This is a genomic window from Pseudorhodoferax soli (assembly GCF_003337555.1).
Lineage (GTDB): Bacteria > Pseudomonadota > Gammaproteobacteria > Burkholderiales > Burkholderiaceae_C > Pseudorhodoferax > Pseudorhodoferax soli.
Genome location: NZ_QPJK01000002.1, coordinates 879,253 through 901,501 on the forward strand (window position 1 = coordinate 879,253; position 22,249 = coordinate 901,501).

Here is a 22,249-nt window from a genome sequence, read left to right on the forward strand (position 1 = left end):
TCAGACACGGGTCTGCTGGTACTTCTCGGTGCGGTAGTCGCCCGAGCGCACCGGCGGGTACTTGGCTTCGCCGGGCGGTGCCACGCACTCCACCAGCGCGTCGTAGTTCGGGTGGTGGAAGAACGCGATCGAGATGCGCTGCGCCGCAGGGCCCGCCTCGGCCGGCGGGTTGACGACGCGGTGCACGTTGGAAACCCAGCGGTCGTTGGTCCAGCGCATCAAGAGGTCGCCGATGTTGACGACGAAGGTGTCCGGCGCCGTCTCCACCGGCAGCCAGTCGCCCTGGCGCGTGCAGACCTGCAGGCCACCGGCGGTGTTCTCGCCGTTCAGGATGGTCAACAGGCCGTAGTCGGTGTGGGCCCCGGCGCGCAGCTGGCCCGGCTCGGGCGCCACGGTCTGCTCCGGGTAGAAGTTGATGCGCATCGCCGTGATGTGGCGGTCGATCTTGTCGTCGAAGAAGTCCTCGTCGATGCCCAGCGCCAGGGCGACCAGCGACATCATCTCGCCCGTCAGCCGCTCCATGTGCGCGTAGTAGGCGGCGGCGGCTTCGGCGAAGCCTGCAGGCGCGGCCGGCCAGCGGTTGGGGATGAAGTAGCGGCGGCCCTCCTCGCCCGTGAAGTAGGGCGCGTCGGGCCACTGCTCGCGGCCGAAGTGGTAGTACTCCTTGAGGTCGCCGGGCGCTGCGCCTGCCACGCCCACATTCGCGCGCGACAGCGCGTCGAAGCCCAGCGCACGGTAGCCCCGCGGCACGGCCGGGTCCGCCGGCGCGGCCTCGCGTTTGGTGGCCAGCGGCAGGTTGAAGAAGTGCCTGGCGTGGCTGCGCAGCGTGTCGATGGTCGCCAGCGGCACGCCGTGGCCGCGCACGGTGAAGAAGCCGATGTCGGTGCAGGCCGCTTCCATGGCGCGGGCGGCGCGCAGGCGCTCGTCGGCGCGGCCGTGCAGCGCGGCGGACAGGTCGATGACGGGGATGGCGCTGGTCGTCATGGCCGGCCTCAGTGGAAGTAGGCGCCGCCGTCCACCACCAGCGTCTGCCCGGTGATGAAGGCCGAGGGCGCGTCGGCGAAGAACTCGATGGCGCCGATCACGTCATCGGGCAGCATGTCGCGTGCCAGCACCCGGCCGCGCAGCGAGGGGCCCTTGACGCCCTCGACCAGCACCGGGTTGGCCAGCGCGCCGTCGCTGAGCGTGAAGCCCGGCGCCACGCTGTTGACCAGCACCTTGTGCACGCCCAGCTCGGTGGCCAGCGCCCGCGTGAGCGAGATCACCGCGCCCTTGCTGGCCACGTAGTGCGCCATGCCCGGGTTGCCCTTGAACGCCACGCCCGAGGAGATGTTGACGATGCGCCCGCCGCCCGCGCGCTGGAAGGCCGGCAGCACCGCCTTGCACGTGAGGAACACGCCAACCACGTTGACGTTCAGCACCTGCTGCCACTCCTGCACCGTGAGCTGCTCGAAGGGCTTGGGGGTCAGCGACGAATAGATGCCGGCGTTGTTGACCAGCACGTCGATGCGGCCGTACAGCGCCTCGGCCTGTGCGGCCATGGCCTCGACCTGCTCGGGGCTGGAGACGTCGACGGCGACACCCAGCGCATCGATGCCCTGGGCCTGCAGCTTCGCTGCGGCAGCCTCGGCGCCGTTGCGGTCGGCCACGACGACCTTGGCGCCGCGCGCACCGAAGCGCTGCGCGACGGCGTAGCCGATGCCCTGTGCTGCCCCTGTGACGATCGCCACCGACTGTTCGAGACCCATGTTCACCGTGCTCCTGTAGGTTGCACGACGACAGAGCAACTGCCATGCCACTAGTGCATCGGCGTCACACCGTCACTGATCCAGGTCATTGAAACAGAAGGGGAATTTCAGCCCATAACTACGTGGTGCACCACATATATAGGGGAAGACCAGCGCTGGATGCCGCACCATTGCGGAGCGCCGGCGGCGCGATCAAACCAAAACGGGGCACACCACCGGAGCGGCGGCGTCAGCGCAGTTTCCAGGGCACCACGCTGGTGTCGTTGTGCGACTCGACCAGCTGGATCAACTGCAGCATGAAGCGCTCGCGCTCGCTCTCGGGCAGGTAGGCGATGGTGCGGTCGTGCGCGCGCTGCGCCGCGCCGTCCATGCGCTTGGCGAGCGCACGGCCCTTGCGCGCGATGCGCACCAGCTTCACGCGCCGATCGGCATCCGATTGCCGGCGCTCGACCAGGCCACGCGCCTCCAGACGGGGCAGCACCTCGGCCACGCTGGTGCGCTCCAGGCCGACCTCATAGGCCAGCGTGTTCTGGTCCATCTCTCCGTGTTCGGCCAGCACCGTCAGCAGGCTGTACTGCACCGGCGTGACGTTGTACTGCTGGGTTTCCTCGGTGAACAGCCAGGTGTGGATCTGGTGCAGCCGCCGGATCAGGAATCCGGGCCGGGCAAACAGCGCAGAGCGCTCGCAGTAGTGGTCCAACTGCGCCCGCACGGGCTGGGGATGGTCTTCTTCTGTCATGCGCAAAGTCTAGCCGCGCCCGATCCCCAGGCTGCACCAGATCGGCGCCTTCCGGCTGGCACAAATTATGCGGTACACCACCTATCAGTTCTCACCACCGCACAGGAAGCAGGCAAGACAAATGACCAGCATGGTTCTGCAAGGGGGCCGGGTGATCGACCCCGGCGCCGGCCGCGACGGCCTATTCGACGTTCTCGTGACCGACGGCCGGATTGCCGCCATCGCCGACGACCTGGGCGCGGCCGTGCCGGCCGACGCCCAGCGCGTGGACTGCCGCGGCAAGCTGGTGCTGCCCGGCCTGATCGACACGCACGGCCATGTCTACCAGGGCGTGACCGGCCGCTTCGGCATGAACGCCGACCTGTGCGGCGTGCGCTCGGGCGTGACCACGCTGATCGACCAGGGCGGCCCCAGCTGCATCACGCTGCCGGGCTTTCGCCAGTACGTGGCCGAGCCCTCGCACACGCGCGTGCTGGCTTTCCTGTCGGCCTACCTGGCCGGCGGGCTGGAGGGCCACTACTACCCCGAGATGTACCGGCCCGATTGCCTGGACGTGGACGCCACCGTGAAATCCGCGCGCCAGAACCGCGACCTGGTGCGCGGCCTGAAGGCGCACGCCGAGATCGGCGGCTTCGCGCGCTGGGGCGTGGACGTGATGCGCCTGGCCTCGCGCATGGGCCGCGAGGCCGAGCTGCCGGTCTACATCCACTTCGGCCAGCTGTGGCCCAAGCCGGGCGACGGCGGCCTGCCCGTGAACCCCGATTCGATCTTCAACCAGGTAGTGGAGATGCTCAAGCCGGGCGACATCCTGGCGCACCCGTTCAGCCGCCACCCGGGCGGTTTCGTGGAAGAGAACGGCAAGCTGCACCCGCTGGTGCCCGAGGCGGTGGCGCGCGGGCTCAAGATCGACGTGGGCCACGGCTCGCACTTCAGCTACAAGACCGCGCGCATCGTGCTGGACGCCGGCATCGTGCCCGACACGCTGGGCGCCGACATGCACGGCTACAACACGGCCGTGCCCCAGCCGGCCGGCACCCCCGACAGCCACCCCGACGAAGAAGACCACATGTTCAAGGGCAAGACGCGCTTCGGCCTGGTGTCGGCCATGACCAGCATGCTGGCGCTGGGCCTGCCGCTCGCCCACGTGGTGGACATGGTCACGCGCAACGCGGCGCGCATGGCGCGCATGGAGGGCGAGCTGGGCACGCTGACCATCGGCGGCGTGGCCGACATCAGCGTGCTCAACGACGAGCGCGGGCGCTGGCGCATGACGGACAACGAGGGCACCGAGGTCTTCACCGAGCAGCTGCTGACGCCGGCGTTCTGCCTGCGCGCGGGCCGGCGCTTCGAGGCCGACGCGTCGATCCTGCCGGTGGCGCAGGAGGCCTGACGGTGTTGGCGCGCTGCTTGCTGCAGTCCGGCATCTCCGACTGAGGAACCCTTTCCCATGACACAGCCCGTACGAGGCCGCCGCGGCATGGCGGTCGCGCCCCACGCACTCGCCTCGCAATCGGCCCTGGCCGTGCTGCGCGAAGGCGGCAACGCGGTCGAGGCCATGGTGGCTGCGGCCGCCACCATCGCCGTGGCCTACCCGCACATGAACGGCATCGGCGGCGACAGCTTCTGGCTGGTCGGCATGCCGGGCGCCAGCGGCACCGAGGTGGTAGGCATCGACGCCTGCGGCGCCAGCGCCGCGGCCGTGCGCCGCGAGGACTACGCCGGCCGCCCCGCCATCCCGTTCCGCGGCGGCACGGCCGCGATCACCGTGGCCGGCACGCTGTCGGGCTGGGACCAGGCGCTGGCCCTGAGCCGCACGCGGCTGGGCGGCCGGATGCCGCTGGACCGGCTGCTGGCCGACGCCATCGATGGTGCGCGCCACGGCGTGCCCGTGACCGTGAGCCAGCACCGCAACAGCGCGGCCAAGCAGGCCGAGCTGCAGGCCATTCCCGGCTTTGCCGAGACCTTCCTGCCGGGCGGCGGGGCACCGGCGGTGGGCAGCCTGTTCCGCCAGCCGCGGCTGGCCGCCACCTTCGAGCACTTGGCCCGCGCCGGGCTCGACGACTTCTACCGCGGCGACCTGGCGCGCAGCCTGGCGCGCGACCTGCAGGCCGTGGGCAGCCCGCTGGCGCTGGACGACCTGGCCCAGCACCGCGCGCTGCTGCGCCAGCCGCTGCAGCTGGCGCACCGCGCCGGCACCGTCTACAACATGCCGCCGCCCACGCAGGGCCTGGTGTCGCTGATCATTTTGGGCCTGATGGACCGGCTGGGCGTGGAGCGCTTCGACCACCTGGGCGCCGACTACGTGCACGCAGCGGCCGAGTCGGTCAAGCAGGCCTTCAGCGTGCGCGACGGCCACATCACCGACCCCGGCTGCATGACGGTGGACCCGGCCAGCTTCCTGCAGCCGGCCGCGCTGGACGCCATGGCCGCGCGCATCGACATGGGCCGCGCGGCGGCCTGGGGGCAAGGCAAGGGCCCGGCCGACACCATCTGGATGGGCGTGGTCGACGGCCAGGGCAACGCGGTCTCGATGATCCAGAGCATCTACCACGAGTTCGGCTCGGGCGTGGTGCTGCAGGGCAGCGGCGTGAACTGGCAGAACCGCGGCGCGTCGTTCTCGCTCGACCCGGGCCACATCAACACGCTGGCACCGCGCAAGAAGCCCTTCCACACGCTGAACCCGGCGCTGGCGCTGCTGAACGACGGCCGCACCATGGTCTACGGCAACATGGGCGGCGACGGCCAGCCGCAAAGCCAGTCGGCCGTGTTCACGCGCTGCGTGGTGCACGGGCTCGATCCGCAGGCCGCCATCGCCGCGCCGCGCTGGCTGCTGGGCCGCACCTGGGGCCAGAGCAGCGACTCGCTGAAGCTCGAAAGCCGCTTTCCCGATGCCACGGTGCAGGAACTGCGCGCGCGTGGCCACGCCGTCGAAGTGCTGGGCGCCTTCGACGAGACCTTCGGCCATGCCGGCTGCATCCTGCGCGACGCGGCAGGCACCTGCACCGGCGGCTTCGACCCCCGCTCCGACGGCAGCGTTGCCGCGTATTGATGGACACACCGACCGACTTCTCCGCCTGGGCCGCGCCCTTCGCCGGCGCCGCCTGGCGCAACGTGGTGCGCCGCCGCGTGGCGCTGCCGCACCTGGGCCGCGACGTGCTGCTGCACGCCGGCCCGCCGTTCGACGGCCCGCCGCCCGCTCCGGTGCGCCAGGCGGCAGTCCAGGCCGTGCTGTTCGAGGGACTGGCCGACGACGTGGCCGGCGCCCAGGCGCTGCTGGCCACGGGCGCCGTGCGGTTGCTCCCCGCGCAGGACCATGGCGTGGCCACGCCGCTGGCGCAGGTGGTCTCGGCCGCGATGCCGCTGGCCGAGGTCGGCGATGGCGCCACGCAGGCCTGGGCGCCGCTGGTGGAGGGCCCGCCGCCCGCGCTGCGCTTCGGCACCAGCGACCCGGCCGCGCTGCCGCGCCTGCAGGCCATCACCGAGCTGGGTCTGCAGCGCCTGGCGCCGCTGCTGCAGGCCAGGCCGCTGGTGCTGGCACCCGTCATCGCCCAGGCGTTGGCCGAGGGCGACGAATGCCACGGGCGCACCGGCGCCGCCAACGCCGCGCTGCTGGCCCGGCTCGATGGCCTGGCGGACGACGACCGCGCGCTGCTGGCCGGCAGCCCCGGCTTCGTGCTGACCATCCTGATGGCCGCCGCTGCCTGGCGCCTGCGCCATGGCGGTGGGCGCATCGCGGCCGTGGGCGGCAACGGCCTGCGCTTCGGCCTGCGGCTGCGCGGCGATGCCGGCTGGCGCGCCATCGATGCCACACCGCCCACCGGCACGCGCTTTCCCCAGCATGCCGGCGCCACCGCGCTGGGGGCCATCGGCGACAGCGCCGTGCTCGATTTCTGCGGCCTGGGCGGCCAGGCCTTGCCGGCCGCGCCCGCGCTGTGCGATGAGTGGCAGGCCTCGCTGCCGACCGACCTGGCGCAGCGCCGCGCGCTGGTGAGCGACACCGTCTCGGGCCTGGTCGATCCCACGCGCGTGGCCGCCAGCGGCCTGCCGCCGCTGGTCAACCTGGCCGTGCTGGACGCCTCCGGCGAGGCCGGGCTCATCGGCCGCGGCTGGTATGCGCCCGACCCTGCCTTGTTCTTTCCCTCTGCATCCGAAAGGCCCACCCCATGAAGCTGCCTGCCCTCTCCCGCATCCGCACCGGCGCCCTGCTGGCATGGGCCGCGCTGGCCTGCGCCAGCCACGCCCAGCAGCCCACCAAGATCCGCTTCGCGCTCGATTGGGTGTTCCAGGGCCCGCAGGCGCCGTTCCTGGTGCCGCACGAGAACGGCTGCTACAAGAAGGCCGGCCTGGACGTGACGACGGACCGCGGCTTCGGCTCGGGCGACACGGTCATCAAGGTCGGCGCCGGCACCTACGACGTGGGCTTTGCCGACATCAACGCGATGGTTGAATACAACGCCAAGCAGGCCAAGCCCGAAGACCGGCTGATCGCCTTCTTCATGGTCTACGACGGCGCCTCGCTGTCCATCATCACGCGCAAGGACACCGGCGTGACCAAGCCCGCCGACCTGGTGGGCAAATCGATCGCCGCGCCGCCGGGCGACGCCTCGCGCCGGCTGTTCCCGATCCTGGCCAGGGCCAACGGCATCGACCCGGCCAGCGTGAACTGGATCAACGTGTCGCCCGAGATGCGCGAAACCATGCTGGCGCGCAAGCAGGCCGATGCGATCAGCGGCGCGGCCTTCACGGGCTACATGGGCGTGCGCGCGGTGGGCGTGCCGGCCGAGGACATCGTGGTCATGCGCTTTCCGCAGTACGGCGCCTCGCTGTACGGCAGCGCGCTGGTGGTCAAGCGCAGCTTCGCGCAGGCCCATGCCCAGGCCATCACGGCGCTCACGCAGTGCGTGGCCGACGGCATCGTCACCAGCATCCAGAAACCCGAGGTGGCCATCGAGGCACTCGCGCAGCGCGACGGCCTGGTCAACCGCAAAGTGGAGCAAGAGCGCATGCAGTTGTCGCTGGACTGGTCCATCGTGACGCCCTGGGTGCGCGAGAAGGGGCTGGGCCAGGTCGACCCCGCGCGCCTGCGCAAGTCGATGCAGGACGTGTCCGCGGCGCTGGGAATTGCGGCACCGGACATCGCCGATGTGTTCACGGCGCAGTATTTGCCGGCGGCTGACAGGCTGATGGTGCCGAAGTGAAGGGTTCCTGCTTCTGAAGTCGAAAGCGCCGCGCCGCAAGAAGAGCGGTGCGGCGCTTGGACTTCTTCCGCGAGGTGGACACCCGCGCGGACTTTGCCAATGTCTTGCGGCTGTGGGTTGTGTATTGGTTTGAACGGCAGCGACAAGAGTCGCTAGGGGCTGCCGGTCACGGGCTGCAGACGGCCATCAGCGGACTCACACGAATGTCCGGTTTGCGACGCCGAAAGTGCGCAACAGTGGGCGGCGAACGCCTCGGGAAAAATTCGCGTTGCCGTCACCGGCCGTAGCAATCGGCAGCCTCCTTCACCTTCACACCTGCGGCGACGCGAAGGCACTGTCGCGGACTGCCTTCATCGGGAGCGTCTCGCAGCACCATCGCACTGCGGTCATGCCGAGGGGAAGCATACGATGCCCCGGTGGGCAAAAGCTACGCCAACATTACGCACCAGGGCTGGATCCCGTCCCGCTTTTCGATTGCGCCAAACGGACCGCCTGTGGCGTCGATCCGGTCCACGTCTGGAAGGCTCGCACGAAGGAGTTGGGATCCTCGAAGCCGAGCAGAAACGAGATCTCCGTGCCGGACAACGAAGTGCTGTGCAGGTAATGGTGCGCCAGTGAATTGCGCACAGCGTCGAGCGTCTGCTGGAAGCTGCTCCCCTCTTCCTGCAGCCTGCGTTGCAGGGTGCGCGTGCTGACTCCGAGTCTTCTACACACCGCCGGCATCGACACTTCGCCAGCGGGCAGCGCCTCCACTAGCGCACTGCGCAAGCGTTCGACAGTGCTGGCGTTCTTCTCCAGATCGTCCAGGCGCTGACGCAAGGCCGGTTCGAAGACCTTCCACATGCCATGGTTCGCCGTGAGGAACGGGCGCTCAGCATCTTCGGCCGCGAAGACCACGGTGGGCAAAGGCATGTCTTCGACCGGAACGCCGAACCAGCTGGCGTAGGCGCGTGCATCGGAGGCCGAGAGGTCCGGCGAGGGCCAGCCGATGCGCAGTGGCTGCACCGGGCTGCGCGTGGCCAGGCGCGCGAGCTGCACGAAGAAGACCAGTTTGAACGCCATGAGCACCCGTGGGGGCGTCAGCGCGTCGTCAAGGAACTCCATGGCGGCCGTGGTGCCACGTGCACCGTGCTCGATCTTTAGCGCCATCGGCCCGCTCTTGTATTTGGCGAGGCGGGCCAGCGCACTGTTCATGTCTTCGCTGCACAAGGCGACGAACAGTTCCAGATTGAACCAGTCGACCGACATCTTCTTCGCAAAGCGCAACGGCGCGGGCCCTCCCGCTTTCCCGGCCTCCTCGTCGATGGCCTCCCAGAGCCGGAAGTAGGTCGCGGCATCGAGCCGCACACTGTCACGTGCGAACAGGTCGCCTGGCAGTTTCGCGCGGCGCAGCACGTTGGCGCGGTCCACCCCGGCGTCTTGCATCAGCACCTGCCAACCGGGCCAGACCCACAGGGAGCGGGAGTGGCTAGGGCGGTTGTCGGGAGCAGTCAGGTCGTCGATACGCTCATAAGGCATCCGCCAAGTCTAGTGCGCGCATCGCGCCAGCGCATCGGCGGATCGCGCCAACGAGGCAGAACCATGTTGGCGCGTTAGGCCGCCATTCTGGCGTCATCGGCTAGTGCGCGCAGCTTGCTCCGTCGAAACAATGACCCGGGGCATCGACAGCACAAGCGACATGGAGTCGGCCGTTGACAGAACGTCCGACACGATCGACGTCGAGCCTGAAACGCCTCTCCTCGAACGAGCGCAGCCTGTTTGCGGAGCTTCGTACCAACTCATCAAGATGGAGAAAAGCGAATGAAGACACATGTGCTTTCGCTCACTGTGAACGGGGAGGCGCGAACCCTGACGCTTCTGCCCACCGCCACGCTGCTCGATGTCCTGCGCGACGAGCTGCGGCTCACAGGCGTAAAGAAGGGCTGTGACCTGGGCGCCTGCGGGGCCTGCACGGTCTTGGCCGACGGTAAGCGCATCAAAGCGTGCCTGGCGCTGGCGCATTCGTACTACGGCCGGGCGATCACAACGATCGAGGGGCTGGCCTCGGGCGGCTTGCTACACCCCTTGCAGGACGCTTTCATCCGCCACGATGCGCTGCAATGCGGCTATTGCACACCGGGCCAGATCTTGTCCGCCGTGGCGCTGCTGCAGGAAGGCGTCGACAGTCGGGATGCGATCCGTGAGGGGCTGTCGGGCAATCTGTGCCGCTGCGGGGCCCAGCCCAACATCGTGGCCGCCGTCGCCGAGGTGGCGGGGTTATGAGCGGCGCCGTGTTCGACTACGCGCGGCCGGCCGACCTGGCTGAGGCGCTGGCCATGGGCGCTGAGACGGGGTCGATGTATTTGGCGGGTGGCACCGATCTGCTGCCGCTGTGGAAGGTTCGCGCCGAAGCGCTGGGCCGGGTCGTGGACATTTCGCGCCTGCCGCTGGCCGAGATCATGGCTGGGACCAGCTTGCAGCTGGGCGCCCTGTCAACGCTCAGCGAGGTTGCGACGGATCCGACCGTCAATGCCCGCTGGCCGCTGATCGCCGAGGCCATCAAGGCCAGCGCCTCGGGTCAGGTGCGAAACATGGCCACCGTTGGCGGCGCGCTGCTGCAGCGAACCCGCTGCGCCTATTTCCGCAACGACGCCCTGCCTTGCAACAAGCGCGAGCCCGGTTCGGGCTGCGGCGCGCGGACGGGCGAGAACCGTGGTCATGCCCTCTTTGGCGCCAGTGAGGCCTGCGTCGCCACCCACCCCTCGGACCTTGCCGTGGCGCTGACTGCTCTCGATGCCGAGGTCTTGGTTGCGCACTCTGGCGGCAAGCGCCGCGTGCCCGCCGTGGATCTGTACCGGTTGCCCGGCGAAACGCCCCAACTCGACACCGTACTGGAGCCGGGCGAGTTGATCGCCGCGGTCGAGGTCCCGGAGGGTGGCGGGGCGCGGTCGACCTACCTGAAGGTTCGCGACCGGGCCTCGTTCGAATTCGCAGTGGTTTCGGTGGCGGCCGTGCTGCGCGTCGAGGACGAACGGATCGCACATGTTCGGCTGGTCGCCGGCGGGGTCGCGTCCCGCCCCTGGCGACTGGCGCAATGCGAAGCGGCTCTGCTCGGGCAGCGACCGACGCAAGCAGTCTTCGAAGGCGCTGCGGCACTGGCAGTCGAGGGCGCTCAGCCGCTCGAACACAACGGCTTCAAGATCGAGCTCCTGCAGCGCGCCGTGCGCCGGGCGCTCGACACGGTGGGAGGCACAACGTGACAGTTCATCAAAGTCCTGTTCGCCTGGAGGCCGCGCTCAAAGTAACGGGCCGCGCCGTCTACGAGGCGGAGACGCCGATGGCGGGGATGCTGCATGCAGCGCTGATCCAATCGCCGATCGCCAAGGGCCGACTGCTCGGCCTCGATATGGAGCCGGTTCGCGGCATGCCCGGCTTCGCCGATGTCGTCTCCCACGCCGAAGCCCAGGCACTGGCGCCATCGCCGCCGCTCGCCCTCGTCCGCGAATCCGCGATCCACTTCGCAGGCCAGCCTTTGGGCCTGGTGGTTGCCGAGACGCTGCAGGAAGCCGAGGCCTGCGCCCGCGCCGTCCCGCTCGAGCTGTCCTCCGAGCCCGCAGTCACGGCCATGAGCCAGGCGCTGGACACCGCCTTCGCCCCGGACCTTGCGGGCCGCTATCCGCCCAGCTCGCAGCGCGGGGATGCAGCGGCGGCGCTCGCAGCCGCGCACCTGGTCGTGCGTAACCGCTACGACACCGCGGTCAACAATCACCATCCGATGGAGCCGCACTCGGTCGTCTGCGCGTGGGAAGGCGACCGTGTTGTGGTTCACACCGGCACCCAGGCGATCTTCCTCACGCGGCGGATCGTGGCCCACAGCTTTCAGATTCCCATGGAGCAAGTGAGGGTGGTCTCGCGCTTCATGGGTGGCGGCTTCGGTTGCAAAGGCCCCCTGTGGTTGCCTTGGCTGATGTGGGCGATCCTGGCGTCGCAGCGGACCGGCCGCCCGGTGCGCCTGGAACTCACCCGTGCCCAGCTGTTCAACCTGGTTGGCCGGCGGCAGGAGACGGTGCAGGACTTGGCCCTGGGCTTCGACGCCGACGGCCGGCTCACCGCCATCGACCACCAGGTGCTGGCCCAGACCGCCACACATGGTGACTACAGCGACGCCACCGCGACCACCGCGCGCTCGCTCTACGGCTGCGCAAACGTCACCACTGGACATCTTGTGGTGCGCACCAACGAGCCACTGCCCGCCCCGATGCGCGCACCCGGCGTGGCGCCCGGCACCTTCGCGCTGGAGTCGGCGATGGACGAGGCGGCTGAGGCACTGAGCATCGACCCCGTCGAGCTGCGGGTGCGCAACTATGCCGACCGCGACCTCGATGCAGACAAGCCGTGGAGCAGCAACGGCCTGCTGGCGTGCTACGCCACCGCCGCCGAGCAGTTCGGTTGGGCGGGGCGGCCGGCGCCGGGGAAAGCCAGCGACGGGCGCTGGCGGGTCGGGGTCGGCATGGCCTCATCCGTCTATCCGGTCCACCGGCAGCCCTGTCGGGTGAAGGTGCTCATCGACGCCGATGCGCGTTTGCTGGTCCAGTGCGGAACACAGGACTTCGGTCAGGGCCTTTACACAGCGATGGGCCAACTGGCCGCCGATGGACTGGGCATCGACATGGACCAGGTCCGGGTGGAATTGGGCGACACGGACCTGCCCGAGGGCCCCTTCACCGGTGGCTCGATGGTGACGGCGAGCTTTGCGCCAGCGGTCGAAGACGCTATGGCGGACCTGCGCGCGCGGCTGGCCGAACTGGCCGTAGCGGATGAGGCCTCGCCGCTGGCGGGCGCGGACGCCAGCGATCTGATCTTCGCTGGTGGGCTGGTCCGCAGCGGTAGCGGAAACGCCGCCGAGAGCTTGGCCGACCTGGTGGCCCGGTGTGCGCCGGAAGGCCTGGAGGCTGAGGGCGCCGCGACGCCGCCGGAAGCCCAGCCGTCCAGCGCCAATGGCTACGGTGCGGTCTTTGTGGAAGTGGGCGTCGATCCGGACCTCGGAGAAGTGCGCGTGCGTCGCTGTGTGGCCGCCTTCGCCGCCGGCCGCATCCTGAACGCCCGAATGGCCCACAGCCAGTACGTGGGTGGCCTGACCGGTGGTATCGGCATGGCCCTGCACGAGCACGTCGACACCGACAAGGCGACCGGTCGCATCGTGGGTGACAACCTCGCCGACTACCTGATCCCCACCCACGCCGACATGCCCGAGTTCGACATCACGATGCTGGACGAAGACGACCCGCTGCTTCCATCCGGCATCAAGGGCATCGGCATGTTGGGCAGCGCAGGCATCCAGGCCGCCATTGCCAATGCCGTTCACGACGCCGTCGGTAGGCGCGTGCGACGGCTGCCGATCCGAATCGAGGACGTACTCGGTCAATGAAAAACCCACTGGCTGATCGGCGGCACGATGCCTGTTGACACCGCCAAAAAGAAAGTAAATCGAGTGAACACGCAGACTACAAAGATGGCCCTGGCGAATACTGATGAAACCACCAGAACCGAACGCGCCAGAGCCAAGCAAGGCATCGACGCGCCCACCGCCGTTCTTGTTGGGGCGACCGGCGGACTGGGCCACGCCCTTGCCAGGCTCCTCGCGGCCGAGGGCTTCCGGATCGTGCTCGCGGCGCGGCGCGAGCAAAACGCCGCGGTGGTGACCGACCGGAGCGACGGTTCGGCGATTTACCTGCGCGCGGATGTCACCGATCCGGCAAGCCTCCAGGAGTTGGCAACTGCGGCTTTCGAGCACCTCGGCCGGATCGATGCGGTGGTGAACCTCGCAGGCATCTCGCCGCGCAAGCCCCTTGAGGACTACACGACGGCCGACGTCGACGCACTGATGGCGGTCAACGTGAAGGGGCCGATCTACTTGACCCAGGCATTCCTGCCGCGGCTGCTTAAGCAAAGCGGAGGTGCGGTGGTCGTCCACCTCGGTGGTGCCATGGACGGCCGGGTGGCGCTGCCGTTCATGAGCGCCTATGCGGCGACCCGCGGCGCGCTGGCGAGCTACGTTCAAGGCGCCAACCGCGAGCTGGCCGGAACCGACGTTGTGCTGTCCTTCTTCGGACCTGTGCCCTCCAACACCGAGTCGGAGTCTCCGTACTTCGACATGTGGCGCAAGATGGGCGTTGCTCTGTGCGAGCCCGACGTGGTCGCACGCGAGATTCTGGCCACCATCCGCCAGCGACGCCGCGCCCATGTCATGGGCGGCGGGCTACTCAAGATGCTCACACTTGCGAACGCCGTGTCGCCGTCCATTGCCGACGCAATCGGTCTACGGCGATTCGGCAAGCTCATCAAGGAGCACAGCCCTCGCTGATCTCCGCACGCGGTGCCTCGCGCACGCCACCGGCTGTATGCAAAGGGGCTGTCGCCCCTTCTCATCAGTCCGCCCCCGTGGTGTGGTTTGAACGAGGGCTTTGGTGCTGAAACGACGCCGATTGCGAACGACCGCTTCAGGGCACAGTTTTTCGTACTTTCTCGGTCAGCTACGGGCGCACTACTGTCATCGGTGGAGACCCGCTGTCGGCCAGGAGCGGACAACGGTCGCTCGCCCTGTCATTGCACACGTGCCCCTCAGCGCATGGGCAGGGGTGGCGCGGGGCCGGGAACGGCGCGTTGATGGCTTCCTTCTGGCGTGCCGGCTGACCACTGTCTGCATCCGGGGTGATTGCCGTTCTGCTCCCGCCCGATGAGCGCCAGGAGGCCCCTGTGCAAGGCGTTCGAGCGTCCCTGTAGACTGGCTTTCCCATGGAAATTGCAGAGCTCCAGACGGATGAGGTTCGCTGACCACGACCGCCCATGGCGAGGCTATGCGCTGGCGTTCGTGGCTGTGGCCGCAGGCCTGCTGCTGCGGTACATCCTGTCGCCCCTGCTCGGCCAACAAGGGCCGTACCTGATCCTCACACTCTCCATCGTCCTGGCCGGACTTTACGGCGGCTTTGGTCCTGCAATCTTGGCGACGGCGCTGGGGACCATGGTAGGCACGTACCTCTTCATCGGCACGAAGCCCGGCTGGGAGAGCGTGCTGGAGTTGCCGAACATCACGCGAACTCTGCTCTTCGTGGCGATCGGCGTCAGCATCAGCGTGATCAGTGGACGGCTGAAAGCGTCTCGACGCGCGTTGGCCGCGAGCGTCCTCGAATTGCGCAAGAGCAATCGCGCAAAAGACCAGGTCCTGGCCACCGTCGCACACGAAATCCGCAACCCGCTGTCCGCGTTGACCTCTGCGATCACCGTCCTGGAGCGCGCTGGCACCGATCCAACGAAGCTGGCGCGGGCCACTGGGATCGTCGGCCGGCAAGTGGCTCAGATCTCGCGCCTGTCCGATGACCTGACCGAGGCCTCCAGCGTCCTGCATGGCCGTCTCGACATCCAGGCGAGTGCCCTCGATTTGCGATTCGTCCTGCGGCAGGCGCTTGAGCAGAGCAGTGCACTCATGGTCAGCCGGCAGCATGAACTCACCAGCGAGATCCCCGGTGAGCCTGCACATGTGTGGGGCGATGCAGGCCGTCTCGTCCAGGTGTTCGCGAATCTGTTGAACAACGCTGTGAAGTACACCCCGCCTGGTGGGCGGATCACCCTGAAGCTATCGCGCGCCGGAAGTGAATGGGTGACCAGCATCACCGACAACGGCCAAGGCTTCGACAAGACAACGGAAGCCGAGATGTTCGAGCCGTTCGTTCAGGCACCTGCCGCGATCGGGAGCGAGAGCAGTGGCCTGGGGCTCGGCCTTGCCATCGTCAAGCGGATCGTGGAACTGCATGACGGACAGGTCTTCGCAAACAGCCGGGGGCCCGGACAGGGCGCGACCTTCACCGTGCTGCTGCCGTTCGCTTCTTCGGAAGCGCCTGGAAGCATCGGCGACAAGGGCCCGTTGCAACCTTAGCGGGCGCCAGGTCGACGGCCCGGCTGCGACCCCCGACGTCTGCTGTTGGGCGCATGCCTGCCCTTCCAGGCACCTTGCGCCAGCCCCGAGGGCCAGCAAGCCGGCTGGCACCGCGGCAGCCGCATCACCTACACGGGGCCGTGCGAGAGCGGCCTACAAAGCCAGCTGTCGCCGACCGGGAGCCCCACCATGCAGCCTGCCCTCGACCTTGCCGCTCTTGGCAAGACCCCCTTCCCGGGCGCCTCGCCCGCCTACGAAGACGCCCGACGCGCCCTCCTGGCCGAGGAGATCGAATTCCGACGCCGCATGACGCGGCTCGTGGCGCAGCGCCGCGCGCTGCCGCCCGGCCCGGTGATCCGCAAGGACTACCGGTTCGAGGACGCGCGGGGCTCCGACGTGGGCCTGCGCGACCTGTTCGGCGACCACACCACGCTGGTCACCTACTTCTGGATGTACGGCCCGCAGCGCGAGCGGCCCTGCCCCATGTGCACGAACTGGCTCGGCGCCGTGAACGGCAACGCGGCCGACATCCAGCAGCGCGTGGCGCTGAAGATCCTTGGCCGCTCGCCGGTGGAGCGCCAGCGCGCGTTCGCCCAGGAGCGCGGCTGGCGCGACCTGGACTTCGTGCAGACGCTGGGCGACGACTATGCGCGCGACCTCGGCGTGCTGATGGAGGACGGCAGCGAGTACCCGGCGCTGGTGGTCTACCGGCGCGACGGCGACACAGTCCGGCTGTTCTGGGCCAGCGAGATGACCAAGGCCATGGCCGACCCCGGCGAAGACCCGCGCGACGCGCCGGACATCGCGGCGCTGTGGTCGATCCTGGACCTGACGCCCGAAGGCCGGCCCGCGGATTGGTACCCCAAGCTGCACTATTGAGGCTGGATATATCTGCAGTATTCCGACGAAAAGCTGTATGCTTGAACAGCCAATCAAGGAGCTTTCGATGGACACCCTGCTCGACACCGCCTACCTGGTCGCACTGGTCGAACCGGCCTTGCCAGAGGCCGCCCGCATGCAAGCTGAACTGCGCTACTGTCGCGAACTGGAGCGCCGGCTGGGCACGCCCGATGACGTGGCGCACGCCCTGCGCGCGATTGCGCGCGTGGCCGCGCTTGAGGACGAACCCGGCGCCGAGGCCCAGACCCTTCTCGTCCAATGGCGGCTGGCCAACCACGCAGCGCGCCAGCTGGCCGTGCAGGACCTGCCACAGGCCGCCGCGCAGGCGCGGTTCGAGGTGCGGCTGGGGTGAGCGCCGGCGTCCACACTTCTGTGGATAGCCGATCGGCGCTCCCAGGCCAGCCTGCGCAAACCCTCGTTGTGCATTGGCACTGCCATCTCTACATTTGCCCGAATATATTGGTGCAACTTTCGAGCGAAGGGAGTCGCAAGAGCGAGCCATGCGCAGCCCATCCTCACCGTGGGTCTGGTCCCTCGTCGCGCTGGCGATGGGATGCGCGCTGGCCTTTGCAGAGGCGCACCGCATCGCCGCCGCGCAGCAGGAAGTCCGCGCGCAGCGCTTCGACAGCCTGGTCGAGCGCGCGACCGCCGAACTGCTCGAGCGCCTGAACATCTACGAGTACGGCCTGCGCGGCACACGCGGCGCGGTCATCGCAGCGGGCAACGGCCAGATCAGGCGCGAGAGCTTTCGCCGCTACGCCGAATCGCGCGAGATGGCGCGCGAGTTCCCGGGGGCCCGCGGCTTCGGCTTCGTGCGGCGCGTGCCGCAGGCGCAGCTGCCCGAGTTCCTGGCGCAGGCGCGCGCGGAGCGGGCGGACTTCGCAGTCCAGCAGCGCAGCGCCCACGACGGCGATCTGCTCATCATCCAGTACGTCGAGCCCGAGGCGCAGAACCGCGAGGCCATCGGCCTGGACATCGCCTCCGAAGCGAACCGGCGCGACGCGGCTTTGCAGGCCTTGCGCAGCGGCCAGCCCACGCTGACGCGCCCGATCACGCTGCTGCAGGCCAGCGGCCAGCCGTCGCAGGGCTTTCTGTTCCTGCTGCCCATCTACACCGCCCACGACGGCCGGGCCTTGCCGCTGGACGCCGCATTGACCGCCGAGGGCCTGGCCTACGCGCCGCTCGTGATCAACGAGGTGCTGGCCGGGCAGGCGCTGATCCACGACGAGCTCTCGCTCGCGCTGTACGACACCGACGGCACGCAGCCGCCGCAGCGCTTCTTCGCAGAGCCCCAGGCCGACGATGCGGCGCACGCCGGTCTGGTGCGCCGCGTGGCGCTGGCCGTGTACGGCCGCCAATGGATCGCCGAGGTCAAGGCCACGCCGGTGTTCTCGGCACGGCTCGGCCTGCCGCCGCCGCAGCGCACGGCGCAGCTGATGATGGGCGCGAGCGCGCTGCTGGCCACCCTGCTCTACTTCTTCCTGCGCGACCGGCAGCACCGCCGCCAGGCCATGGTGGAGGACGCCCACATGGCCGCCATCGCGGAGAACGCCGGTGACGGCATCGTCGGCCTGGACCCGCAAGGCCGGATCACGCGCTGGAACCGCGCGGCCGAGAGCATCTTCGGCCGCAGCACGGCGCAGGTGCTGGGCCGCCCGCTGCAGGATCTCCTGACGGGCGCGGACGGCAGCGCCCCGGGCCCGCTGCTGCCCACGGCGCGCACGGAGTTCACGGCACAGCTGCAGCGCGACGGCCGCCGCATCGACCTGGACATCCGCAGCGCGCCCGTGGTTGCCCAGGACGGCCGGAGCCTGGGGCTGGCCGTCACGGTGCGCGACATCACCGAGCAGCTGCGCGCCGACGAGCGCTTCCAGCTGGCGGTGGAGGCTGCGCCGACGGCGATGCTGATGGTCGATGCGCAGCAGCGCATCGTGTTGGCCAGCCGCAAGGCCGAGGAGCTGTTCGGCCACGACGCGGCCGAACTGCGTGGCCTGTCGCTGGATGCGCTGATTCCGGAGGGCCACCGCAGCGACCACGCCGACAACGTGGCCAGCTACCTGCGCGCACCGCAGCCGCGCGCCATGGGCCAGGGCCGCGCGCTGTACGCGCGCCACCGCGACGGGCGCGCCATCCCGGTGGAGATCGGCCTGAACCCGGTGCGCACGCGCGAGGGGCCGGCCACGCTGGCCTCCATCACCGACATCTCGCAGCGGCGCCGGCTGGAGGTGCAGCTGCAGGCCACGCTGGACCGGCTGCGCCTGGCGGTGGCCGCGGCAGATGTCGGCATCTGGGTCTGGCGCCTGGAAGACGAGGAGATGGAATGGGACGCGCGCATGTTCGATATCTACGGCGTGCCGCCCGCGCTGCGTGCCGGCAGCGGCTGGGTCGCGTTCTGGCAGTCGCGCGTGCACCCGGACGACCTGCTGGCGCTGCAGCCGGGGCTGGAGCGGCTGCGGCGCGAGGGCGGCACCTACGAAGCCAGCTTCCGCATCACGCGCGCGGGCGAGACCCGCCACATCCAGGCCGCCGCCATCGTCGAGCACGGCCCCGATGGGCGCGTGCAGCGGCTGGTCGGCATCAACCGCGACATCACGGCGCAGATCACCGCACAAGACCGCATCCTGGAGCTCAACACCTCGCTGGAGGAACAGGTCGCGCGGCGCACGCAGGAGTTGCACCACGCGCTGGAGGACGCGCGCCAGGCCACCCGCACCAAGTCGGAGTTCCTGGCCAACATGAGCCACGAGATCCGCACGCCGATGAACGCCATCCTGGGCCTGTGCTACCTGCTGGCCGGCCAGCAGTTGCCGGCCGATGCGCAGGCCATGCTGCAACGCCTGCGCGACGCCGGCCAGGGCCTGCTGGCCATCATCAACGACATCCTGGACTTCTCCAAGATCGAGGCGCACCGGCTGGAGATCGAGCAGCAGCCCTTCGACCTGGGCGGCGTGCTGGACAACCTGGCCTCGGTCATGGCCGCGGCCCGTGGCGACAAGCCGGTGGCCCTCGTCGTGCAGCCGCCGCCGGCCGGCTGCCGCTACCTGGTCGGCGACAGCCTGCGCCTGGGCCAGGTGCTCATGAACCTGCTCAGCAACGCCATCAAGTTCACCGAGCGGGGCGAGGTCACGCTGGGCGTGGCGCGCGAGGACGACGGCGCCACGCCGGGCCGGGTGCGGCTGCGCCTGTGGGTGTCCGACACGGGCATCGGCATCGGGCCCGAGCAGCAGGCGCACATCTTCGAAGCCTTCAGCCAGGCCGACAGCTCGACCTCGCGGCGCTTCGGCGGCACCGGCCTGGGGCTGACCATCAGCAGCCACCTGGTGGGCCTGATGGGCGGCAACCTGACCGTGGCCAGCGTGCCCGGTGTCGGCAGCACCTTCAGCTTCACGCTCGATGTCGCCACCACCACGGCCGAGCGCTGCCCACCATTGCACCAGGCCGCCGCCCGCCTGGCCTGCGGCGCCGCGGCACGCAGGCTGCAAGGCATGGCGCTGCTGGTCGTCGACGACAGCGAGATCAACCGCGAGGTGGCGGCGCGCATCCTGGGCGGGGAAGGCGCCACGGTGTCGCTGGCCGACGACGGCAGCAGCGCGCTGGCCCGGCTGGCGCAGCAGCCCACCGCCTTCGACGTGGTGCTCATGGACATCCAGATGCCGGGCATGGACGGCTACGAGGCGACGCGGCGCATCCGCGCCACGCCGGCCCTGCGCCAGCTGCCCGTGGTGGCGCTGACGGCGGGCGCATTCCCATCGGAGCGCGACAAGGCCCTGGCCAGCGGGCTCGACGCCTTCGTCGCCAAGCCCTTCCTGGTCGACCAGCTGGTGCAGACCCTGCTGCACGTGCGGCGCAGTGGCCATGCCGCGCCGGCGGACCAGCCGCCGGCCCGGCCCGGCGCCACGGCGCTCGATGTGCAGCGCGGGCTGGCGGTCTATGGCGACGCCGCGGCGTTCGCCCTGGCCCTGGGCCGGTTCATGCAGCTGTACGGCGACGAGGCGCTGCAGCTGCGCCGCGCCAGCCCGGCCGAAGCCGCGGCGCTGGCGCACCGGCTGCGCGGCGCGGCGGCGCAGCTGGGGCTGGTCGATGTGGCCGAGCGCGCCGCCGCCTACGAGCATGCGCTGGGCAGCGGCCGCGCGACGGACGCCGCACTGGATGCGCTGGCGCAGGCGATGGCGCAGGCCGGCGCTGCGGTTGCCGACTACGCGCGCCAGGCTGGCGGCTGACCTGCGCCACGCAGCGCGTGGGCGTTGCCCACCGGGCGCAGCGCGAGAGCGCCGCCCGCGGGCTCAGCGGTAGGGGTTCTGGAAGCCCAGCCGCTCCAGGATCTCGGCTTCGCGCGCTTCCATGGCCTCGGCGTCCTCTTCGCCGGTCTCGTGGTCCCAGCCCTGGGCGTGCAGCGTGCCGTGCACGAGCAGGTGGGCGTAATGCGCCTGCAGCGTCTTGCCGTTCTCGCGTGCCTCCTGCGCGACGACAGGCGCGCACAGCACGAGGTCGGCCGTGACCACGGGCTCCTGCGTGTAGTCGAAGGTCAGCACGTTGGTGGCGTAGTCGCGCTGGCGGTAGTCGCGGTTGAGCGCCTGGCCCTCCTCGGCGCCGACGATGCGCACGGTGATCTCGGCGTCCGTGTCGAGCGCGTGGCGGATCCAGCGCTGCACCTTGTGGCGCGGCAGCGCGGCGCGGTGTTCGGCCACGCCGTCGAAAGCGGCGAATTGCAGCGACAGCTGCAGCCCGTTCAACACGCTCATCGTGCCCCCCGGCGCGCACGCACCACCTGCTCGGCCGCGTCGCGGCCGGTGGCGTCGGCATCGCCACCGCTGCCACGCGCGTCGTAGGCATCGACGATGCGCGCCACCAGCGGATGGCGCACCACGTCGGCGCTGGTCAGCCGCGTGATGGCGATGCCCTTGACGCGCTTCAGGACACGCTCGGCATCGATCAGGCCCGACAGCTGCTGCTTTGGCAGGTCGATCTGGCTCACGTCGCCCGTCACCACGGCCTTGGCGCCGAAGCCGATGCGCGTGAGGAACATCTTCATCTGCTCGGGCGTGGTGTTCTGCGCCTCGTCCAGGATCACGAAGGCGTTGTTCAGCGTGCGCCCGCGCATGAAGGCCAGCGGCGCGATCTCCAGTGCATTGCGCTCGAAGCACTTGGCCACGCGCTCGGCACCCATGAGGTCGTACAGCGCGTCGTAGAGCGGGCGCAGGTAGGGGTCGATCTTCTGCGCCAGATCGCCGGGCAGAAAGCCCAGGCGCTCGCCGGCCTCGACGGCCGGGCGCGTGAGCACGATGCGCTGCACGGCCGAGCGCTCCAGCGCGTCGACGGCGCAGGCCACGGCCAGGTAGGTCTTGCCGGTGCCCGCCGGGCCGATGCCGAAGGTGATGTCGTGGCTGGCGATGTTGTCCAGGTAGGTGGCCTGGTTGAGCGTGCGCGCCTTGAGGTCGCTGCGGCGCGTCAGCAGCGAGGGGCCTTCCGGGCCGCCGGAGACATCGCCGTCGCCGGCCAGCATCAGCTGCACGGTGTCGGTGGCGATCGGGCGGGCGGCGATCTCGTACATCGCCTGCAGCACCTCGAGCGCGCGCTGGGCCTTGGCCTTGGGGCCGTCGATCTTGAACTGCTCGTGGCGGTGGGCGATTTTGACCGCGAGCGCAGTCTCGATCTGGCGCAGGTGCGCGTCCATGGGGCCGCACACGTGGTCCAGCCGGGTGTTGTTGGGGGGCGTGAAGTTGTGGCGGACGATCATGGCGCCATTGTCGCC

The 22,249-nt window shown here is 69.7% G+C and carries 18 protein-coding genes; 12 read left to right on the forward strand and 6 right to left on the reverse strand.

From position 1 onward, the window contains the following. The 3 genes from DES41_RS10805 to DES41_RS10815 form a co-directional block, all read right to left on the reverse strand. Window positions 1–984, reverse strand: coding sequence for an isopenicillin N synthase family dioxygenase (locus tag DES41_RS10805; RefSeq protein WP_114467612.1), 984 nt, complete (start codon window positions 982–984; stop codon window positions 1–3). An 8-nt stretch (window positions 985–992) separates the two neighbouring features. Next, entirely contained in the window at window positions 993–1,748 is a 756-nt protein-coding gene (locus DES41_RS10810; protein ID WP_114467613.1) for an SDR family NAD(P)-dependent oxidoreductase, read from the reverse strand. Between the two features lie 229 nt (window positions 1,749–1,977). Further along, window positions 1,978–2,487, reverse strand: coding sequence for a MarR family winged helix-turn-helix transcriptional regulator (locus DES41_RS10815; protein WP_114467614.1), 510 nt, complete (start codon window positions 2,485–2,487; stop codon window positions 1,978–1,980). Between the two features lie 121 nt (window positions 2,488–2,608). Here DES41_RS10815 and DES41_RS10820 point away from each other — a divergent pair, with 121 nt between their 5' ends. The 4 genes from DES41_RS10820 to DES41_RS10835 are packed head-to-tail and all read left to right on the forward strand — an operon-like array spanning window position 2,609 to window position 7,685. Beyond that, window positions 2,609–3,877 carry an amidohydrolase/deacetylase family metallohydrolase gene (locus DES41_RS10820; RefSeq protein ID WP_114467615.1) on the forward strand — a complete coding sequence of 423 codons (1,269 nt, stop codon included), beginning with the start codon at window positions 2,609–2,611 and terminating at the stop codon, window positions 3,875–3,877. Between the two features lie 57 nt (window positions 3,878–3,934). After that, window positions 3,935–5,536 (forward strand): gamma-glutamyltransferase family protein, encoded by a 1,602-nt coding sequence (locus DES41_RS10825; RefSeq protein WP_245965650.1) that lies wholly within the window; start codon window positions 3,935–3,937, stop codon window positions 5,534–5,536. Beyond that, window positions 5,536–6,654, forward strand: coding sequence for an oxamate carbamoyltransferase subunit AllG family protein (locus tag DES41_RS10830; protein WP_114467617.1), 1,119 nt, complete (start codon window positions 5,536–5,538; stop codon window positions 6,652–6,654). The genes DES41_RS10825 and DES41_RS10830 overlap by 1 nt, the downstream gene beginning before the upstream one ends. Continuing rightward, a complete protein-coding gene (locus DES41_RS10835) occupies window positions 6,651–7,685 on the forward strand; it encodes an ABC transporter substrate-binding protein (protein ID WP_114467618.1) in 1,035 nt (344 codons plus the stop codon). The genes DES41_RS10830 and DES41_RS10835 overlap by 4 nt, the downstream gene beginning before the upstream one ends. Before the next feature lie 438 nt (window positions 7,686–8,123). On the opposite strand, the gene DES41_RS10840 is transcribed toward DES41_RS10835, so the two are convergent. Further along, a complete protein-coding gene (locus tag DES41_RS10840; protein WP_114467619.1) occupies window positions 8,124–9,110 on the reverse strand; it encodes a helix-turn-helix domain-containing protein in 987 nt (328 codons plus the stop codon). A 375-nt stretch (window positions 9,111–9,485) separates the two neighbouring features. Between DES41_RS10840 and DES41_RS10845 the strand changes: the two genes are divergently transcribed. The 8 genes from DES41_RS10845 to DES41_RS10880 all read left to right on the forward strand — a co-directional run bounded on the left by DES41_RS10845 (window position 9,486) and on the right by DES41_RS10880 (window position 20,717). Further along, window positions 9,486–9,947: a (2Fe-2S)-binding protein gene (locus tag DES41_RS10845; RefSeq protein WP_114467620.1), complete on the forward strand. Its 462-nt coding sequence runs from the start codon at window positions 9,486–9,488 to the stop codon at window positions 9,945–9,947. Further along, window positions 9,944–10,924 (forward strand): FAD binding domain-containing protein, encoded by a 981-nt coding sequence (locus DES41_RS10850; protein WP_114467621.1) that lies wholly within the window; start codon window positions 9,944–9,946, stop codon window positions 10,922–10,924. The genes DES41_RS10845 and DES41_RS10850 overlap by 4 nt, the downstream gene beginning before the upstream one ends. Beyond that, window positions 10,921–13,092, forward strand: coding sequence for a xanthine dehydrogenase family protein molybdopterin-binding subunit (locus DES41_RS10855; RefSeq protein ID WP_147282829.1), 2,172 nt, complete (start codon window positions 10,921–10,923; stop codon window positions 13,090–13,092). Before DES41_RS10850 ends, DES41_RS10855 begins: the two co-directional genes overlap by 4 nt. Before the next feature lie 84 nt (window positions 13,093–13,176). Next, window positions 13,177–14,028 carry an SDR family NAD(P)-dependent oxidoreductase gene (locus tag DES41_RS10860; protein WP_170168138.1) on the forward strand — a complete coding sequence of 284 codons (852 nt, stop codon included), beginning with the start codon at window positions 13,177–13,179 and terminating at the stop codon, window positions 14,026–14,028. 456 nt (window positions 14,029–14,484) lie between these two features. After that, window positions 14,485–15,597, forward strand: a complete 1,113-nt coding sequence (locus tag DES41_RS10865) for a sensor histidine kinase (protein WP_170168139.1) — start codon at window positions 14,485–14,487, stop codon at window positions 15,595–15,597. A 189-nt stretch (window positions 15,598–15,786) separates the two neighbouring features. Further along, window positions 15,787–16,476, forward strand: coding sequence for a DUF899 family protein (locus tag DES41_RS10870; RefSeq protein WP_114467839.1), 690 nt, complete (start codon window positions 15,787–15,789; stop codon window positions 16,474–16,476). Between the two features lie 67 nt (window positions 16,477–16,543). Continuing rightward, the gene (locus tag DES41_RS10875) at window positions 16,544–16,849 is read left to right on the forward strand and encodes a hypothetical protein (protein ID WP_114467625.1); all 306 of its coding nucleotides are present in this window, start codon (window positions 16,544–16,546) and stop codon (window positions 16,847–16,849) included. Window positions 16,850–16,997: 148 nt separating this feature from the next. Beyond that, window positions 16,998–20,717: a CHASE domain-containing protein gene (locus DES41_RS10880; RefSeq protein ID WP_114467626.1), complete on the forward strand. Its 3,720-nt coding sequence runs from the start codon at window positions 16,998–17,000 to the stop codon at window positions 20,715–20,717. A gap of 63 nt (window positions 20,718–20,780) precedes the next feature. On the opposite strand, the gene ybeY is transcribed toward DES41_RS10880, so the two are convergent. Beyond that, entirely contained in the window at window positions 20,781–21,239 is a 459-nt protein-coding gene (gene ybeY / locus DES41_RS10885; RefSeq protein ID WP_114467627.1) for an rRNA maturation RNase YbeY, read from the reverse strand. Then, entirely contained in the window at window positions 21,236–22,234 is a 999-nt protein-coding gene (locus tag DES41_RS10890; RefSeq protein WP_114467840.1) for a PhoH family protein, read from the reverse strand. The genes ybeY and DES41_RS10890 overlap by 4 nt, the downstream gene beginning before the upstream one ends. Window positions 22,235–22,249: the final 15 nt, after the last annotated feature.

Coding starts and splice junctions, on each gene's coding strand:
- DES41_RS10810 (WP_114467613.1), bottom strand. CDS start 1,748: ATGGGTCTCGAACAGTCGGTGGCGATCGTCACAGGGGCAGCACAGGGC.
- DES41_RS10845 (WP_114467620.1), top strand. CDS start 9,486: ATGAAGACACATGTGCTTTCGCTCACTGTGAACGGGGAGGCGCGAACC.
- DES41_RS10840 (WP_114467619.1), bottom strand. CDS start 9,110: ATGCAAGACGCCGGGGTGGACCGCGCCAACGTGCTGCGCCGCGCGAAA.
- DES41_RS10850 (WP_114467621.1), top strand. CDS start 9,944: ATGAGCGGCGCCGTGTTCGACTACGCGCGGCCGGCCGACCTGGCTGAG.
- ybeY (WP_114467627.1), bottom strand. CDS start 21,239: ATGAGCGTGTTGAACGGGCTGCAGCTGTCGCTGCAATTCGCCGCTTTC.
- DES41_RS10820 (WP_114467615.1), top strand. CDS start 2,609: ATGACCAGCATGGTTCTGCAAGGGGGCCGGGTGATCGACCCCGGCGCC.
- DES41_RS10870 (WP_114467839.1), top strand. CDS start 15,787: ATGCAGCCTGCCCTCGACCTTGCCGCTCTTGGCAAGACCCCCTTCCCG.
- DES41_RS10815 (WP_114467614.1), bottom strand. CDS start 2,487: ATGACAGAAGAAGACCATCCCCAGCCCGTGCGGGCGCAGTTGGACCAC.
- DES41_RS10835 (WP_114467618.1), top strand. CDS start 6,651: ATGAAGCTGCCTGCCCTCTCCCGCATCCGCACCGGCGCCCTGCTGGCA.
- DES41_RS10825 (WP_245965650.1), top strand. CDS start 3,935: ATGACACAGCCCGTACGAGGCCGCCGCGGCATGGCGGTCGCGCCCCAC.
- DES41_RS10865 (WP_170168139.1), top strand. CDS start 14,485: ATGAGGTTCGCTGACCACGACCGCCCATGGCGAGGCTATGCGCTGGCG.
- DES41_RS10805 (WP_114467612.1), bottom strand. CDS start 984: ATGACGACCAGCGCCATCCCCGTCATCGACCTGTCCGCCGCGCTGCAC.
- DES41_RS10875 (WP_114467625.1), top strand. CDS start 16,544: ATGGACACCCTGCTCGACACCGCCTACCTGGTCGCACTGGTCGAACCG.
- DES41_RS10880 (WP_114467626.1), top strand. CDS start 16,998: ATGCGCAGCCCATCCTCACCGTGGGTCTGGTCCCTCGTCGCGCTGGCG.
- DES41_RS10890 (WP_114467840.1), bottom strand. CDS start 22,234: ATGATCGTCCGCCACAACTTCACGCCCCCCAACAACACCCGGCTGGAC.
- DES41_RS10830 (WP_114467617.1), top strand. CDS start 5,536: ATGGACACACCGACCGACTTCTCCGCCTGGGCCGCGCCCTTCGCCGGC.
- DES41_RS10860 (WP_170168138.1), top strand. CDS start 13,177: ATGGCCCTGGCGAATACTGATGAAACCACCAGAACCGAACGCGCCAGA.